The sequence below is a fragment of the Pseudomonas sp. Teo4 genome, assembly GCF_034387475.1.
Taxonomy (GTDB): Bacteria; Pseudomonadota; Gammaproteobacteria; order Pseudomonadales; family Pseudomonadaceae; genus Aquipseudomonas.
The window spans coordinates 891,217-909,877 of the sequence record NZ_JAXCIL010000001.1 but is presented as its reverse complement, the minus strand read 5'-3'; the positions used below and the strand labels follow the sequence as shown (position 1 = coordinate 909,877).

The window sequence follows — 18,661 nt, the reverse complement described above, 5'->3', positions numbered from 1 at the left end:
CTTGAAGTCTGTATCGGTGGAGTGCAGTGGCGTGCGTAAGGCAACGCACGCCATGACGGCCTCCACTCAGGCAGTATCGTTCTCGTCTTCGGCAACGGTGAACCAGGGGTAATACTGAGTTCGCCGCTCCCAGCCGGCGGCGGTGATCACCCGATACACTCGCCCCATGGCGTCGTACAGGTGGGTATCGGCATACAGGCCATCGCGGGCGCTGTGGTCATGCACCGGGCGCCAGTCATCGAGGTAGAACGGTAACCAGGTGCGCACAGGCTGCCCTTTGTTGTCGTACTCGGTCTTGCCGGTCACGGCCCAACGCCGCGCAACCGATCGGGTAACCGCACGGCCTTGGGCGTCACGCTGCAGGCCACCCGCTGCGGTCCGCAGCAAGGCTTCCCCTGGCGCACTCAGCACTGCTGTCTGCAACAGACGGCCAGCGCCGTCACTGTGCGTCACGCTCAGGCGCAGCTGCTGCGCAGCGTCGCCGTCATAACGGTCGGTCTGCAGGCTGATGATGTGCGGCGCTACGCGGCCCTCGCGGTGGTCAACCTCGGCCAGGCCTGCCGCTTTGAGTTGTCGGCGCAGCGCCAGTTCGCCCATGCGGCTGGCCTGGGGGCGGCCTTGGCTGTCACGCGCCCAGGGCATCCAGCTTTGCGCTTCGATTCGATGCGCCGTTGCCACCGGCACTTCTCCAGCCTTGAGCGCCAGAATGGCCTCCACCGTTGACGGCAAAGTGAATGCCCTGCCGCTGCGATAGCCAGCCTGCCTGCCATGTTCGGTACCCTGGAAACGGGTTTGCGTCACCCGGCCCAAAGCATCGAGCGTCACCTGACGCAGATTGTCGTTGGCATCGACCTGGGCCACCGGCGTCAAGAAGCGCCAGTCATGCTGCAGCGTGGTTTGCAAGCCAGCGGCATTGGTGACCCTCGATACCAGCACAGTGTGAGGGCTCCATTCGATGCGCGCTTCGCCGACCAGCTCGCTGTCGCGCAGCGCGGCAAGACGATGGAACCCAGACGCGCCAAGCCTGCGCGCCAGGTCGCGACGGCTGACGTAGACGCGCTTGCCGTCCTCGGCCAGGGTAACCTCGTGATAGCCGCCACTGGCGAGCCACTGGGCAACTTCCTGCGGGGCAAGGGTGGCCTTGAGCTTGTCCAACGTGGCGTGTTCGAGAATGGCGAACTCGCTATACGCCACCAACGCCTGGCGAGTCGGCTGCGAGGTCAACCGTCCCTGGGCATCGCACCACTGCCAGCGCTGGTAGCCGGTCAGCGTGGCGTCACTCATTTTGGCCAGCGGGCTGTCTGCAGCCAGCAGGCGCTCCACGCTGAAACCGCCTGGGGGGACAGCATCGGCCGGCAGCGCCAGCACATCGGTGCGCGTCGCGTCGTGCAGCCCACAGCAGTAAGTGGGGCCATCCGTCAGGTTGATCACCTTGTCGCGTGTCAGTTGCAGCCAAAGCGTCTGCTGCTGCGGGTCGCGGGCATCGGCCTCAAGCCCCTGCGGCAGGGTGTCTGGATACGGCGACGGGGTGACAGCGGCGCGCCGTGGGTAATGCACCTGCACCTGTTGCAGCACCTGCCCATGCGTATCCTGGCTCAATACCAGAGACTGGGTGATGACGGGGTCTTCGAGGATTCGTTCGGTAGTGAACTCCAGCGCCTCCACGGCCGTTACCAAGGCCGCGGGCCTATCAGCCTGCGCAGTCTCGTAGACACGCACCTGCCAGCGCTGACGGGCAATATGGTAAGGCAGCTCGGCGCGCTCACTGCCGTCAAGGCCGTAGGTTTCGCTACGTACCTGGACGCCCTTCAGGGCGCGAAGCAACCATTGGCGAGCGGCCCCTTGCGGCTCGTAGGGCACGTCACGGCCACGTTCAAGACGAGTGAAGCGCACGGGCTGCATGGCAAAGCCGGATTCTGCATTGTGCTGCCAGCGACTGTGCTGTGCAGCAACCGCCTCTGGCTCTTCGACCCCGCTCAAGAACCAGCGCCGTACCTGCGCCGGAGGTGAGCGTTCGGCCGCATTGCCCTGGGCGGCGCTGTGCGTATCGGTCTGGGCGACTTGCATGAACCCACGAAACTCACGCTCCACAGGGTCCCAGACACCCTCTTGGTAGTGCATGCGGCTGGCGGTGCGCAGGCCGCTGATATCGTCCACCTGGGTGACCTGGCACAAGGTGTGGACCGGGAACGGCAAACGGCTTGCAGTGGCTTTACCCTGACGTTGCAAAGCGAGCTTTTCATCCAGCCAGCCTTGTGCCGAGCTGCGGTAGTCGAACAGCGTGCGGCTGCCGCAATTGCCAGACACTTCGGCCAACAACCAGGGTCGCCTGTCGTTGAAGCGGTAGCTCCAACTGCGCGGGACCATGTGCGGCACGGTCAGTACCAGCTCTGCGGTGCCTTGCCCGCGCAGATCGACCAGTTGCCATTTGCAGCTGGCATCGAGCACGACGCCTTTGGGGGCCAGCACCGGTTCGGCTTCGACAAAGCGATTGCCATTGTGGTTGATGAACACACGAATGCGGTCCGGTTCCACATACAGGATATCGGTCGTGCCACTTCCGTCGGTATCGCCAAGCAGTACCCGCGACGCGCTGAAGGACTCGACGGCAAAGCCCGGCATGCGAAGCGCGTCGGCAACACGGCCATGGCCAAGCATCGGCCAGTAGCTGACGCCCTCTGCGGTGACCTCAATCAACTGCTGCAGGCCTGTGCCAGCCAAGTCAGCAAAGGCCACCAGCCGGTGCTCACCGCCCGCCAACGGCAGCGCGCAACCTGCTACTACCTCGCTGACGGGCTGCCAGCCCGTGCGGCGAGCCCTGGCGCACAGTCGCACACTGTTGGGGCCGATCATCACCAGGTCCTGATGCCCGCGTCCACTGAGGTCGACCAGCTGCGCGGCGGGGTGCGCCAGTTCGCAGGGTAAGGCGTCGGCCGCGACGAAGTCGCGCCACTGCCCCTCTGGGGACATGGTGAAACTGCCACGAATACCCGGGGCATTGATCAGCCATTGCGGCTGACCATCACCATCGAGGTCAGCCAGTATCCCGGTACCTGCGCGTGGCGCGCCAGGCAATACTTGCGCAGCTCCCCAGGTGACGGCATCGCCGCCAAGCGTACTGTTGCGCTGCGGTGGGCGGTACCACCAGGCACCTGCGTCCTGGTACAGCAAGCCCGGTAGTCCCTCCCCGTACAAATCAGCCATTTGCCAGTGCGGCGCGCTGAAACCATCGAGCTCGGTCAACGCTTCCCAGCCCGGACGCTCACACCCCGGGCGGCTGGGTTCGAACTCCACGGGTGGCAGCGCCAGTGGCGTACCATCGGCCTCATAAGCAACTTGTTGCGCCGCCACCAAGGTGGATGTAACACCCGATTCTTCGTAATCCAGGTGCAAGCGCGACACCAGTTGAGGGCTTGGGTCGGGTTCCCCGGCCAGCATCCGGCTGCGGTGCCACAGCAGCACCTCGCGGCAAAGCCGCCGCGTACGCTTGTCGAAGCCCCACCGCCAGTATGAAAAGCAGTCCTGACGTACCGGCCACGGCGTGGTCACCTCGAACGCAGGTGGGGTGCCAAGGCCAATGCCCCGCTCGCCGTAATCGAACTGCATCACCGTCATGAAGTCGTCCGGGCGGAACGACTGCTGGGGAATCAGCAGCGCTTCACTGGGGGTGGCGTTCATGGCATGTACGGCGGCCAGGTATGTGTTGGCAACACGAGGATGCTGAGCCAGCTCCTGTGCATCGCAACCGGCCTGGTCTTCGACCCGGTAGGTGTACACCACATGCTCGCCAGTGACACTGACGGTTTCCTCGGCATACCAGCACGCCACCTGCGCTGGCTGGCCAGGCTTGCCAAGGCGTGCGGCGGCCGACCAGCCAAACAGCGTGATGCTGCCATCGGGATGGTACTGCAGCCAGAAGCCCGGCGAGCCTGGCTCTGCGGTCGCACGCCAATGCTCCATGCGGTGATCGCGGCCACCACTGCGCAACACCCAATCGGTCACGGTATGGGCGGCAGGCACATCGGAGAATGGCAGATTGGCAACGCTACGCGCCGGGCCTTGATCACGCAGCATTTCCTCGCCATCGGGGCCAAGCCAGCGATCCGCGCTACCGTACTCCGGGATTGCGAGGCGCTCCATGCGGCAGATAGTGGGCGGAGCACATTGCCAACCAGCACCGAAGGCACCATTGCCCCCCGACGATCGGTATTGCAGGCTTAACGATGGGGTCAGCTCACGCCCTTGTGGCACGGGCAATGGCAGCGACCAGCCAGCAGCACCGTCGGCGCTTGCGGTGGACAGCATGCCGCCTCCGGCAGAAACCGTGCCACCACCTTTGGGTAGCGACGGCGGGCTGAACATCGGGGCATGGCTGGCACCGCCAAGGGTGGCAGACATTTCGTTCATGATCTTGCTCCTTTACGCCCCTCGCGCAACGGCGCAAGGGGCGGGAAATAGACAGGAAGAGAAAGCGGGAGGGCGTTGAAGCGCCCTCCCCCAGCCCTCAGCGGACGGTGAATTGCACGTGCAGGATGATGTCGCTCAGACGCTCCAGCAGTGCTTTCTGATTGCCCTTGGCCTGGGCGAAATCCAAGGTCAGGTTCGTCGTGTCATCCGTATCGACGATGTTCACCCCTTCGAAGGGCAACAGCTGGGCACTCTGGCGCAGCGGCGGGTAACCATTGAGCTGGTTGAACAGGCCGTTGTCCTGCATGGCATGGGAAATCGCGCATTCGTTACAGCCGTTCGGCAACCCAGTGGCATTGGTCTTCAAACGCGCATGCACATCCTGATAGGGGCCGAGCAATGCAGGCAGCGATACGGCAATACTGCGTATGCGCAGTTTCGCGGACGAGAAACCTGCACTCAGATTCATGGCCTTGAGGCCAAACCGGATCGACAGGGCCCCGTTGCTCGCCAGCGCCAGGCCGTATTGCGTCGACGGTGCCTCCACTTGCACCGATTGCCCCGCCAGCAGCGCCTTGATGGCGTCTCCAAGGTTGAGCGCATGGCCCTGCGACGCGAGCTTGCCGTTGAAGAGCTTGGCCAGCGACACGGTACGGGTCACTTCCATCTCGCGCTTTTGCCATTTCACCCATGCTGTTTCCATCTGTCCCAGCGCCAGCATCAACCCTTCACCGCACAGCAAGCCTGCCCAGGCGCTGTTCCAGGTGCCCGTGCGCAAGTAGGCGGTCTTGTCGTCCTGCTCCCATTGCAAAGCCCTTTGCGCCATCAGACAGCGCGAAACGGTGAGGTCGTAGTAGGTGTAGAAGATGCTCGCCAGGCGTGCGCGCAGCCAGCTGTACATGGCCTTGCCAGTGAACTTGCCTTGATGCAGGGCCAGCTGGGCCTGGGCATGGGCGGCTTGGGTCTGCAGGTGCTTGAGCTGCATCTGTGCGGAGGTTTCGCGCACGGCCAGGGCATCGAGCTGCGCCTGGATCGTGGCGATTTCCTTCTCTGCGGACTTGCGCTGGAAATCCCATTCGCTTCGACGACGTCGATAGATCTCCTCCTGGCTGATCCGAGTAGCCGCGATGTCGCGTGCAGCCGAGTCGATGGAAATGACATCGGCAGACGCCTTCAGTATCGCGCCATAATTTCCGCCTCCGTTAGCCAAGCCGAAGATGTTGGGGATTGCAGACAACGCCCCGGCACCCAAGGTCATCACTTTGGCAGACAATGCGCCCACCTGGGATTCGGTTTTCAGGTTCAGCGCCCGCGTTTCGGCAGCCGAGAGGTTCTGCTCATACAGGCCGAGGTAATGATCGCGGCGCAAAATGGCGGCATCCATGGAAGCCTGCAGCGTGACACGGTCGGCAGCCAACTCTTTGAGTGTCTGCTGGTACAGCATCGCATTGCTGTCGGCCAGCTCCGCGCCTTGGGTGGCGAGCAAGCCTGCCAAGGCCTCGGCATCCTGGCGTTCGAGAATGCCCTGCAGTGTGCTGCCGAACTGGATCAATTGCGCAGCCATGCTGCGAGCGCCTTCGAGCAGCATCGTGAAGCGCAACGCTGGCAGCGTCTGGTCTGTGGGCAAGCTACGTTCGCCCCCAGCCTCTGCGGCCACGGCGGCAGCCAGCAAGCTTCGAGGGTCGGCGGGTGTTGCGTACAGCGGCAAGCTCAGCGGCTGGCCGTCGAGTGTCAGGTTGTGGCGCAGGTTGTACTGGCGGATGCGCAATGTGTCCCAGTAACCCAGCAGCACGCGGTTGGCCTCCGGCAGGAATCTGGATTTTCCAGGAATGCCAGCCTGCGCCAGCATCGGCTCATCCCAGCTATTGGCCGGCGGCGTCCAAGGCGCATCGCCCAGCAGGCCCACGGCACGTTGGTACCAGACCCTGGCTTCACTCAGGCTATCGCGCTCCAGCTTGCGGTAGGCCGCATCGCCGCGCCCGATGTAGATGTCCAGCAGGCGCATGACGACATTGTACTTGTAGTGCATCGGATCGTTCTGGGCTATCGCGTCCGGGTCGAGCACCTGCAACGGGTCGTCATTCCAACCGCTGTCCTCCTGCAATGGCCGCACGTTCCACATCCGTCCATCCGTGGAATAACCCGCGGGGTTGAACACATACTTCAACCATTGCTCGGCGAGATCGAAACGCTCCTCCTGGAGAAAACGCTGCATGACCATCATTGGGGTGTAGTAGAACAACTCCCAGAAATACAGAGCGTTAGCGCCTGTGAAGTCCATCTCGTTATTGGCGTTGTCGCTGAAGGCCTGAACACTGTCGACATTGTCCTTGGACAGCTTGCCCTGGGTTGGCACATTCGAATCGCGATGGATCGTCAGCGTGCTGCTGTTGATCATGATGCTATGGCCGTGCACGGCTCGGTTATACCTGGCGTGGTATTCCGTTTCCAGATGGAAGTACGGCTGGTCGTTATACTCTTTGCCCGGTTCGAGCATCACGTCAGCGAATACCTTGCCACCGTGGCTGAGCTCTCCCGACCATAGCAGGGTGCGCGTGTTGGCCGAAGTGGCGAGCCAGACCTTGGCCCACGGTTGCGGGCCGTGATATTCAGGTTTGTACGCAGGAAGGGTAAGACGCACCAGGTTGCCAAGTTTCGGCTCAGGTATCTGTTGGGTGCTGTAGTTGAGAATGTTGTCGATACCGGAGACGGCCTTTACCGTCAGTTCCCGGGCGAACAAGGTGTTGAGCCGACTGATGTGCCCCCTGCTGGCCAGATATTGGGCGCCCTCATCGTTGGTGCCGATGATAGCGGTTTTGAGGGCATCGGCATCCCTGTAGACCTTGACGGTGAAGCTGCGGACATTTCCAGTACCGAATTGGAACTCTATTCGGTGATAGGCTTCTTTGGCCGTCTGCCACTGACTCAGATTTCCCACGTTGGCGGTGGTGATGAATTGCACTTTCTGTGGCGCCTTCGCCAGATCGTACACCCCATAATACTTGTGTGTGCTTGAAGAGCGAGTGCCATCCACACTGTATATGCGGCACCTCACATCGTTGCCATGGACCTTGCCCAACAGATTCGCGTATTGGCTAGGAATGAGAGTGTCCTGCAGCGCCGAGCTGTTCAGCAGATCGATCACGCTCATTTTGGAAAGACGTCTAGTGTTCGAACTGGAGATTTGCTCATCTAAAGCGAGATACATGAGCGTCAAAGGATAGTTTCCGGTCCGGATCTTGAAACGCCCCATCATGGCGTTGCCAGACTCGGTTTGAACATGCACAAAACTTTCCATGTCCGGGGCGTCGACCCAGTCACCGACGCGAACGATTCTGCCTGCAACCTGGTTGTACACGGCGAACATGCGTGCATAGCTAACGCACAGATACCCCCAAAACTGGTTGCCCTCCTTGCGCACCAGAAACGCACCTTCTGAACTGCGTAGCAACCCATTTACAGCGCGCGCTTCCGAGGCAAGAGCTGGGTACCGTTTGGTGAGTTCTCCAACCCACCTGTTGGGCACCCTAGGCTGCCAAGCCTCCACCAACAATTGGGCATTCAAAGACAGGCTGTACTGATCCCCCGATACATGGACAACCTTGGCCTCGATGAGACTTGTTTCAAACTTTTTGAACCGTTCGGGTACCCGAGACCCCGCTGCGACTTGCATCCGGTTCTCGGCCAGCGGCCGCTGCGACTCTTCGAAGTCCGCGCACATGCCGGTCCTGCCAGAAGTGTCCAGCCAGTGTTGGACAGGCCGAAGATACGATGCGACATGGCTCAGGGGACGGCTGCTGAAATTCTCGAAAATCTGCAGGCCAGCGAAGGTCGAGACCTCGGAAACGCTGGACTTGGTGCGATCGTAGACACTCAGTATCAGGCTGTCGTGTGCCGGCCAGGCAGCCAGAAACAGCGAAAGGTTATCCAGCGCCACATCACCCAGGTCACTGATGGCCAGCGGAAACTCGATTGGCGCACTCCATTTGCCGTCATAGCGCAACCAGGCAAGTTTGAACAACCAGTCAAGTTGCCACGCTTGCGGCTTCCCCTGGCCATCACGCGTCAGGATTTGCTCCTGGCGCTCGACCCAGCCCAGGTGCAAGCGACCTCGGAACACCACGGGGCGTATCAGGCGTCCCTGCGCTTTGGGGACCAGATCGATCTTCGTCCAGGCGCTCCAGGCATTGGCGGGCAGCACGCCATTGGTGTTGCGCTTGGCTTCGTCCACGGTTCGCCACCAATACTGGTGAAGCTGGTCGCGGCTGCGCCCGATAAACCAGGATTTACCCAAATCGGCATTGCGGGTGTCATGGTAGCCACTGATCGTCTCCAGGTTGGCCACTTCCTCGAACGCCGCAAGGTAGCCGTGGAAGGCATCGCCCACGGTATCGTTGTTGATCTGTGCCTGCCCCAGGGCCTGCAACATATCGTCCATTGCCTGGGTTTGCCCTAAGCGGACCGTGGGATCGATGTAGTTCTCGGGGTAGTACACCAACATCTGCGCGGCGGCCCAATTGGCATAGCTGGCGTTCCAGCGGGCCCATTCCCGGAAGAACGAGCGGCTCAACGCCCCGTGGTTTAAAGCGCGGGGGTCTTCAGGCGCCGACAAGGTACGGTGAATGAACTGCTGCAGGGCGCCGATGGCTTCGCCGACACGACTGGCCATGACCTGCTCCGAGTTCAGGGCATCGAGCAACAGGTGCTGGTTCAGCCCATCGACCGTGAAGTTCTGCCGTGCGCCCAGCACGCCCACCAATGCCCGGCTCAGCGGTTGCTGCGTAGCGGCATGCACGCTTTGTTCCTGCGATGGCTCGAGCGCCGCTTGAAAAGCATCCGCGACTTGCCGCCAGGTTGCCCAGTCCGTATCCAGTGCCAGCAACGCTGCCAGCGAATCGGGCATCACGCCATAGGCGTTGGCCAAGCTCACCCATTGCGAGATCACCTCGATTTCCTGCCAGTTGTGCAGGGCCTGCTGTTCTTGCAGGTCACCCTTGGCATGGGCATTTTTGGCCGCCTGCTCCAGGACAGGTTGGGGATACCCGGTGGTCATCGACAATTGGGCCAACGATACGCCGTTGCCCGTTTTCAACGCACCGAGCAACGCACCGCCGCTACCTGTCTGGTCCGGTAGCCTTTTGAACCAATCACTGAAATCGCGCAGCGCCATGATCGTCCTGGCATCACGCGCCAACTCGGCGACACCACCTGCGTCTACCTTCAGCAACAGCTGCGGTTGGTCGACGCACAGCTGCAGCATGTCCCCGGTCACGCCGCAGGCATGGGCAATCATCGCCATCTGCGCCAAGCCATAGCTAAAGTCGACTACAGCACGATGCTGCGGCCCCGAAAGCACCTGCATGCGCAAGTGTTCGTTTACCTGCAGCAACGAAAGCCCCCCGGGCTTCACCCGATCAGCCCACGACAGCAGCGCCTGCGCCAGTGCATCGCCACTGAGGTTGAACGCCGACGCGATCAATGGCGAGAGCACCCGCATCAGATCTTGTGTTGTCCACGCCGATGCGGGCTGCGTACCTTTCAACGCGAACTTGAGGTCGTTGAGCAGGTTGCCGATCTCCGTGCTTTCCGGGATCGCCGCAACATCACGGGTCATCAGCTGCAGGTCCTGCACGGTCCAGCCATGCTCGCTCAGCCAGCCACTCACCGCGCGCAGTTTCGTCAACCATTGCTGCCAGACGTGGGCTTTCTGTGCATGCAGTGCAGCGGGTACACCCATCATCTGCAGCAACTGGCGCAACTCGCCAGGCATCAGGCCGTGATGGCGGGCCCACAAGCTCAGGGTGTAAAGCCCCGACAACTGAGACAGGCTGGCGTGAATACCAACCATGTCCAATGACGACCCGCTCATGAGCTGTGCAAGCTCGAACAAACCTTCATCATCCGTGCGGCAAGCACGCTTGAGGCTTGCCTTGATAGCCGCATGATGCTCAGCTTTGCTCGGATGCAGATACAAGCGCTCGCCGCTTGGGCTCATTCCTCCATCGACCAGAGGCGGGTCATTGAATAGGCGGTCGAACTGGCTTTTCTGGTCGGAGCCGGCCATCTGCGACAGCAGCCCCTTTGACATCAGCAGTGCCGTTTCGTGGTCGACTCCGTAGTGTTCCACCAACTGCGCTGTGCGGGAAAAGGCGGCCAGCATTTGATCGTCGGAACGCATGAGATCGACACCCAGCAGGCTGTCCAGCAACGCCCGCTGCGACAATCCAGTGGCTTTGTAGAGGCGCACGACCTTGTTCAGCACAAGCAGGTAAGCTGCCATTGAATATCGCTTGCAGGTGCCCTGGAATGAATACCTGTGCCCTTTCGTTCCAGTCGTGTTGTGGGTGCTCCAATAGGTAGCCAGGGTAAAGTTTTCAGGTACATTCTTCCACTCGAATTCATGACTGTATTCCGTATTGGCCGCTATCTCCTCCACGCCAAAATGGTGCACCCGTAGTCGCAAGGAAAACACATCACTGATATCAAAGCGATGCACACGACCAACTTTCAAGTTGAATGAAAGTTTCCAGGTATCGCCCTCCATCGGAAACAGGCGAACATAGTTGATAAAGCCAGATGGTGCACCAAGCGTAAATTCGACGACTTCGTCTCCCACACGCTTCAGCAGTCGACCTTCCTGATATTCACCGCCATCCAGAACGCCCATGAAACCTTGCAGTTCTGTATCCGACAGGCCAAACCAGCTGCGCAGTCGCTCGGGCTGCATCATCAACTCGGGTGTCACACCCGGGAAGTAGTGTTCAAACTTCGCTTGCGCATTGTTCTCGTCGATCTGGTCAACCAGCAACGCGCGCAAGGCCGGCGAAATATCATAACGAAGGTACTGCTGCACGGTCTCATTCAGGTGTTTGGCGAACTGCGGCGCCGCCAACAGCTGCGAAAAATCCGGGTCGTTCTGGGCGAACGCCTGGCGCAGGCGGTTCTGGTGGTGGTGATAGGGCGTACCACAGGTACCCACGTCGTTGGACAACGCTGCAAGCAACTCATCATCGCTCAGTGCAGGGCCCGCCGGCGGTGCTAGTACGTCGCGTACACGACTGCTCAAGATGTCATTGGACAGGCTCAGGGAACTGACCGGCGTATCCAGGTTTTCCTGGCTGAGCAGCAGTTGCTGCAAATCCGGGCGCCGGCGATCGATATGCCATGGATTTCCCGCGGGGTACAGGCCCTTTGCCTGCTGATACAGCTCCGACAGATACGCCGCTGGAGAGAACATCGAAGCCACATTGCCTGGGGCGCTGAACTGCTGTGCACGTGGCTGTTGCCAATTCTCGTCCAGCGCGGGAAGCTCATCGACGTCCAGACGAGCCTGCGCAATCTCTTCCACCACCTCGTTGGTCCGCATGAAATCCGGTGCCAGGGGCGACGTTCGGATCATGGCATTCTTGGTGTCAAGCAACTCCTGATCACAGGCCTTGCGAAGTTCATCATGGATGACCTGCGCTTCGTGTTCGTCTATTGACTCATCCAGATGCTCGCGCAGTTCATCCACAGACAGCTTGCCGAGGCAGGCAACCGTTTCACCACCAACTTTCTCAATAAGCGATTCATATATTTCATGATGCTTCTGCATATCAACCATTCTCGCCGCAAGGTAATTTCCGATAGAGAAAACCCTCACTCTGCGGCCCCGCCACTACTGGTCAGCCGGCACGCACAGTGAGAAACAATTGAACTGGTCAGCCCATTCAACTGCGGCGAAGTTAGTTGATAACGATGTTTTAGAAACCTAGTACAACTGCTGGGCAGGAAACATCTCCCAAGGAAGTTAAATGCTCCTTGCTGATCAATTTGGCCATCGTACGTTCAACCGCCCAACAGCCCCGATGCCATTCCCAAACGCAAAAAAAAGGGGCCACATCGGCAGCACTGAACTGGCCTGGCCCCTGTTTCTTACGCCTTACTTGCTGAAGTCGATCACCATGCGCCCGGTGATTCTGCCTTGCTCCATCTCCTCGAAAATCTCGTTGATCTCTTCGATGCGGCGCAGGGCCACCTTCGGAACCACCTTGCCTTGCGCGGCAAACTCGAAGGCCTCTTGCAGGTCCTGGCGGGTGCCGACCAGCGAGCCGACCACTTCGATACCATCAAGCACCAACCGGGGGATGTTGAGGTCCATGCTGGCCGTCGGCAGACCGACCGCCACCAGGCGCCCACCGGCACGCAGTGCATCCACTGCCGAGTTGAATGCCGACTTCGCCACGGCCGTGACCACGGCGGCATGCGCGCCACCGGTTTTCTCCTGGATGATCTTCGCGGCATCTTGCTTGAGCGAGTTGACCACCAGGTCTGCCCCCATTTCCCGGGCAAATGCCAGCTGGTCATCGTTGATGTCCACGGCAATGACCCTGGCATTGAAGACGTTCTTCGCATATTGCAGAGCCAGGTTGCCCAACCCGCCGAGGCCGTAGATGGCAATCCACTGCCCAGGGCGAATGTTGGAAATCTTCACGGCTTTGTAGGTGGTGACGCCAGCACAAGTGACACTGCTCGCAGCAGCGGAGTCCAGCCCGTCCGGTACCTTCACCGCGTAGTCGGCCACCACGATGCATTCCTCGGCCATGCCGCCATCGACGGTGTAGCCCGAGTTCTTCACTTCGCGGCACAAGGTTTCGTTACCGCTGTTGCAGTACTCGCAGTGGCCACAGCCCTGGTAGAACCAGGCGACGCTGGCGCGGTCGCCAATTTTCAGCGAGGTGACGCCCGGGCCCACTTCCTGGACCACACCGATGCCTTCATGGCCCAGCACTACACCGGTCTTGTCACCGAAATCGGCGTTCTTCACGTGCAGGTCTGTGTGGCAGACACCACAACACTGCATCTTCAACAGCGCTTCACCATGCTTCAACGGCCGTAAGGTTTTCTCGACCACTTCCACACGTTGCCCTTTGGCAACGACTGCAGCTTTCATACTCGCCTCCTTGTATTCCTACGTGAGCTTGAGTGATTGCTCGGTCAGCATAGCCAACGCGATGACCGCGACGATCAACCCGACAGGGAAACGCATGGGTTGCTGGGGCGTCGGCTGCTGGGTTGGAACTGCCAGTCTAGTGATGGGTTGGTTGAAAAATGCTGTTGCAGATCATGATTCGGTCGAAATACCTTGTTGCAGGTGCCCCCTTTTCCATGCCCACCAGTCGCATGAAGGAATCTTCATGTTCGTCATGAAGGCACTGACAACGGGGGCAAGCGGCTTTTCCTGGCCCATGCCGCATTCACGGTGCCTTGAGGCGTTCGGCGACCTTGCGTAGCATCGCCCGCCCATCGCGGGGCAGGTCCGCCTTGGCAGGGAAACCGCTTGTCAGCGGCTGCGCCGAACCTGCCGTTGCGTGCCTGCCCCGCGATCTTGCATATCGCCAGAGACCCGACAGCCAAGCCCATGCCCCAGCCCATACCTCTGAAGGACCACGAAAAGGAAAAGCACCTGGTCAACCGCCGGCTGCTTGCCTGCGCCGTCCTGGTCTGCAGCCTGGTGGCCGTGCTGGTGGGTCGGCTCTATGTGCTTCAAGTGGTGCAGCATGACCAGCAGACCGCCGTTTCGGAAAACAACCGCGTGCATGTGCTGCCCATCGCCCCCGAACGCGGGCTGATCTACGACCGCAACGGCGTGGTGCTGGCCGACAACAAGCCCAGTTTCGACCTGACCATGACCCGCGAGCGAGCCGGCGATTCGGCCAAGGTGCTCGATACCCTGGCCCAGGTGCTGAGCCTGCCCGAAGATGACCGCAAGCAGTTCGACAAGGACCTGCGCCGTGGCCGCAAGCCTTTCGAACCCGTGACCCTGATGGTGGGCCTGAGCGAAGAGCAGATCGCCCTGGTGGCGGTCAACCAGTTCCGCCTGCCGGGCCTTGAGGTGGAACCGCAGTTCATCCGCGAATACCCCCTGGCCGAGCACTTCGCCCACTCGGTGGGCTACGTCGGGCGCATCAACGAAAAAGAAGCCAAGACCCTCGACAGCACCGAATACCGGGGCACCCAGTCGATCGGCAAGACGGGCATCGAGCACTTCTACGAAAGCCAGTTGCATGGCCACGTCGGTTACGAAGAGGTCGAGACCAACGCCCAGGGCCGCGTGATGCGGGTGCTCAACCACCAGGACCCGATCCCCGGCAAGGACATTATCCTGAGCCTGGACGCCCACCTGCAGTTGGCCGCCGAGAAAGCCCTGGGCGATCGACGTGGGGCCGTGGTGGTGCTGGACCCGGCCAATGGCGACGTGCTGGCGATGGTCAGCAACCCGAGCTTCGACCCCAATCTGTTCGTCAAAGGCATCAGCTTCAAGCAGTATGCCGCCCTGCGCGATTCGATCGACCGCCCACTGTTCAACCGTGTGCTGCGCGGCCTCTACGCACCGGGCTCGACGGTCAAGCCGGAAGTGGCCATCGCCGGTCTCGACAGTGGCGTGATCACCCCAGGCAGCCGGGTGTTCGACCCCGGCTACTACGAACTGCCCAACTACGACCACAAATACCGCAACTGGAACCACAGCGGCGACGGCTGGGTGGACATGTACACCGCCATCATGCGTTCCAACGACACTTACTTCTACGACCTGGCGCACAAGCTCGGCATCGACCGTCTGCACGATTACATGGCCGAATTCGGCCTGGGCCAGAAGGTGTCGCTGGACATGTTCGAGGAAGCGCCCGGCCTGATGCCGTCACAACAGTGGAAACGCGCGACCCGCCGCCAGGCCTGGTTCCCCGGCGAGACGCTGATTCTCGGCATCGGCCAGGGCTACATGCAGGTGACCCCGCTGCAGCTGGCCCAGGCCACCAGCCTGCTGGCCAGCAAAGGTGTGTGGCACCGCCCGCACCTGGCCATGACCGTGGGCGGTGACACGCCAGTGGACCCGAACCCGATGCCGGACATCGTGCTGCACGACCGGCACGCCTGGGACCAGGTCAACCAGGGCATGCAGATGGTCATGCATGACCCGCGCGGTATCGCCCGCGCCGCGGCGGCCGGGGCGCAGTATCGGATTGCCGGCAAGAGCGGCACGGCGCAGGTGGTGGCGATCAAGCAAGGTGAGCGCTACAACCGCGACAAGACCCTTGAGCGCCATCGCGACAACGCCCTGTTCGTCGGTTTCGCCCCGGCCGATCACCCAAGCGTGGTGGTGGCGGTGATGATCGAGAACGGCGAAGCTGGCGGCCGGGTCGCAGGGCCAGTGGTGCGGGAAGTGATGGATGCGTACCTGCTGGATGACCAGGGGCATCTGAAGCCGCAGTATGCCGGGGCGCCGGTCGCCAAACAGGCGCCACACAGCTGATCGTCGGCGAAACCGCTCCTACAAGAACACCGCGCTACCTGTAGGAGCCGGCTTGCCGGCGATGAGGCCGGTAAGGCAACACAAGACAGTTGCTCCCACAAATTGGACTGCCCCCAAGAAGTTGGACACAAATCCAACCCTTGGGGGATCTATGGGCAAGTACACCGAGCAGTTCAAGCTCGCTGCAATCACGACCTACCTAACTGGCAGTGATGGTTTCCGAAAGGTGGCCAGGCATTTCGGGCTCGATGTCAGTCTGTTGAGACGGTGGGTGGCGAGCCATCAGGCCAGTGCAGGTCTTGGCCCGCGATCACACGGACAGCGCTACAGCGATGACTTCAAGCGGCAGGTGTTGCAGTACATGCTGGAGCATCGGCTTTCGATGCGCCAAACGGCGGCACATTTTGGTTTAGGGCAATCTTCTCAGGTAGGCATCTGGCAGCGGCAATACTACAGTGGCAGCCCTACCGTCCTGACAGCTATTCAACAGAGAAAGCCGACCAACGTGGCCAAGAGAATCAAGCCAGCCAAACCCACGGACTCCAACGACACGGAGAAATCCCGAGAACAGCTGATGGCTGAACTCGAATACCTGCGCATGGAGAACGCTGTCCTAAAGGAGCTCAAAGCGCTGCGAGAGGAAAAGGAGCGAACACGGGCGAAAAAGCCCTGATTGTCTCCCAACTCAAACGCAGATTTCCGTTACCAGACCTTCTGGAATTAGTAGGCCTGGCGCGCAGCACGTTCTATTACCAGATCAAAAGCCAGCAGAAGCCGGACAAGCATGCCGCGCTCAACGAGTTGGTGCAGCGCGTTTATCACAAGGAGAGGGGGCTGTACGGCTATCGGCGTGTGGCGTTGGCGATCAGAAGCCAAGGGACCCTGGTCAACAAAAAAGTTATCGAACGGCTAATGGCTCGGCTCGGCCTGAAATCTGTGGTGCGCCCGAAAAAATACCGCTCCTACCGGGGGTGCGTCGGCAAAGTGGCCAAGAATCTGCTGGAACGCAATTTCATCGCTCAGCGACCTAACCAGAAATGGGTAACCGATGTCACTGAGTTCAAGGTAGCTCAGCAAAAGCTCTATCTGTCGCCAGTGTTGGACTTGTACAACGGAGAAATCATTGCCTATGAAACGGCCAGCCGGCCCAGCTATAGCTTGGTTGGAAATATGTTGGAGAAAGCTCTCAATCGCTTGGGAGAAAAGCCCAAGCTAGTGATCCACTCTGATCAAGGCTGGCACTACCAGCAAGCTCAATACCGCCACAAGCTCAATGAACGTGGCGTAAAGCAAAGCATGTCTCGCAAGGGCAATTGCCTGGACAATGCAGCTATGGAAAGCTTCTTCGGCACACTCAAGGCTGAATTTTTTTATCTGAAGCGATTTGAGAGTGTTGAGGAGCTGAAGGCAGGTCTGGAAGAGTACATCCATTACTACAACCATGACCGGATCAAACTGAAGCTCAATGGCCTGAGCCCTGTCGATTACAGGACTCAGGTCACTGGCTGAAACTGTCCAACTTTTGGGGGGCAGTCCAAATGCGATGTTGGCTCAGTTGCCCTCGCTGCCTGCCACCAAGGCACTGCCTTCGCCCAACCCGATCCGCCGCCGGCTCACGCACACCAGTAGAATGAACAGCGTCACCCCCGCCGTCATCAACACTTCATACCGATAGGCATCGCTGAACAGCATGTAGCCCAGCACCATCACGATAGTGCCGATCACCAACCAGGTGAGCCACGGGAACAGCCACATCTTCAACTCCAGGAAAGTGCCCTCACGCTCGGCCCGGGCGCGCATGCGCAGCTGCGAAATGGCAATCACCAGGTACACCAGCAAGGCAATCGCGCCCGTGGTGGACAACAGAAACCCGAACACCTTGCCCGGGAACACATAGTTCACCAGGCACCCGGCAAAGCCTGCCAGGGTCGACATCAGCACCGCCACCACCGGCACTCCATTGCGCGACACCCGCTTGGCAATCGGCAACGCCTCACCCCGTGCGCTCAGCGAATGGAGCATGCGCGAGGCGGTGTACAAGCCCGAGTTCATGCAACTGGTCACCGCCACCAGCACCACCACGTCCACCACCAGCTTGGCGCCGGGCACGTCAAGCACCTCCAGCACGCGCTGGAACGACCCCACCGCGGCCAGCGCCGGGTCGTTCCAGGCCACCAGCGACACCACCAAGAAGATCGAGGCCAGGTAGAAGATCGCGATGCGATACACCACCAGGTTGGTGGCACGGCGGATCTTGGCTTGCGGGTTGGCCGTCTCGTCGGCGGCGATGGTGACGATCTCGGCACCGAAGAACGAGAAGATGGTGATCAGCACGCCGCCCAGCACCGTGCCCCAGCCATTGGGCACGAAACCGCCGTTGGCCCACAGATGGCTGACACCCGAGACCTCGGCCAGCGGCCACACGCCGAACACCGCCATGGCGCCCACGACGATGAATGCCAGGATGGCGATCACCTTGACCAGCGCGAACCAGAACTCGAATTCACCGAAGTTCTTCACGCTGACCAGGTTGCTGGCCGCCAGCACGCCCATGATCAGGAAGGCGAACAACCAGGACGGCACGCCAGGAAACCAGGCATGCAGGATATCGGCGCCAGCAATGGCTTCGACCGGAATGATCAGCACCCAGAACCACCAGTACAGCCAGCCGATGGTGAAGCCTGCCCAAGGGCCGATGGCCTCGGCGGCGTAAGTGGAAAACGACCCGCTGTTGGGGTTGGCCACGGCCATCTCGCCGAGCATGCGCATCACCAGCAGCACCAGCAGGCCGGTCATGGCGTAGGAAATGAGAATGGCCGGGCCGGCGGAGGCGATGGCCTTGGACGAGCCGATGAACAGACCGGCACCGATGATGCCGGCAATCGAGATCATGGACACCTGGCGCGAGGTCAGGCCGTGTTGCAGTGCAGCGTTGTTGTTCTGTTGAAGCGACATCATTCG

General features: G+C 60.7%; 6 protein-coding genes. 2 read left to right on the top strand and 4 right to left on the bottom strand.

Annotated features, from left to right (window positions below):
* Positions 1-66 precede the first annotated feature (66 nt).
* From PspTeo4_RS04430 to adhP, 3 genes are all read right to left on the bottom strand, one after another.
* Positions 67-4,407: a SpvB/TcaC N-terminal domain-containing protein gene (locus tag PspTeo4_RS04430; RefSeq protein WP_322362518.1), complete on the bottom strand. Its 4,341-nt coding sequence runs from the start codon at positions 4,405-4,407 to the stop codon at positions 67-69.
* Positions 4,408-4,504: 97 nt separating this feature from the next.
* Positions 4,505-12,001 (bottom strand): neuraminidase-like domain-containing protein, encoded by a 7,497-nt coding sequence (locus tag PspTeo4_RS04425; RefSeq protein ID WP_322362517.1) that lies wholly within the window; start codon positions 11,999-12,001, stop codon positions 4,505-4,507.
* Between the two features lie 327 nt (positions 12,002-12,328).
* Positions 12,329-13,339, bottom strand: coding sequence for an alcohol dehydrogenase AdhP (gene adhP, locus PspTeo4_RS04420; RefSeq protein WP_322362516.1), 1,011 nt, complete (start codon positions 13,337-13,339; stop codon positions 12,329-12,331).
* A 468-nt stretch (positions 13,340-13,807) separates the two neighbouring features.
* Between adhP and mrdA the strand changes: the two genes are divergently transcribed.
* Both mrdA and PspTeo4_RS04410 read left to right on the top strand, forming a co-directional pair.
* Entirely contained in the window at positions 13,808-15,700 is a 1,893-nt protein-coding gene (mrdA, locus tag PspTeo4_RS04415) for a penicillin-binding protein 2 (RefSeq protein WP_322362515.1), read from the top strand.
* Positions 15,701-15,851: 151 nt separating this feature from the next.
* Positions 15,852-17,209, top strand: a protein-coding gene (locus tag PspTeo4_RS04410; RefSeq protein ID WP_322362364.1) for an IS3 family transposase whose coding sequence is annotated in 2 segments (ribosomal slippage) — positions 15,852-16,320 and positions 16,320-17,209 — 1,359 coding nt in all. Because the reading frame shifts where the segments join, the coding sequence is not laid out codon by codon here.
* A gap of 42 nt (positions 17,210-17,251) precedes the next feature.
* On the opposite strand, the gene PspTeo4_RS04405 is transcribed toward PspTeo4_RS04410, so the two are convergent.
* Positions 17,252-18,655 (bottom strand): amino acid permease, encoded by a 1,404-nt coding sequence (locus PspTeo4_RS04405; RefSeq protein ID WP_416196898.1) that lies wholly within the window; start codon positions 18,653-18,655, stop codon positions 17,252-17,254.
* Between the last annotated feature and the right edge of the window lie 6 nt (positions 18,656-18,661).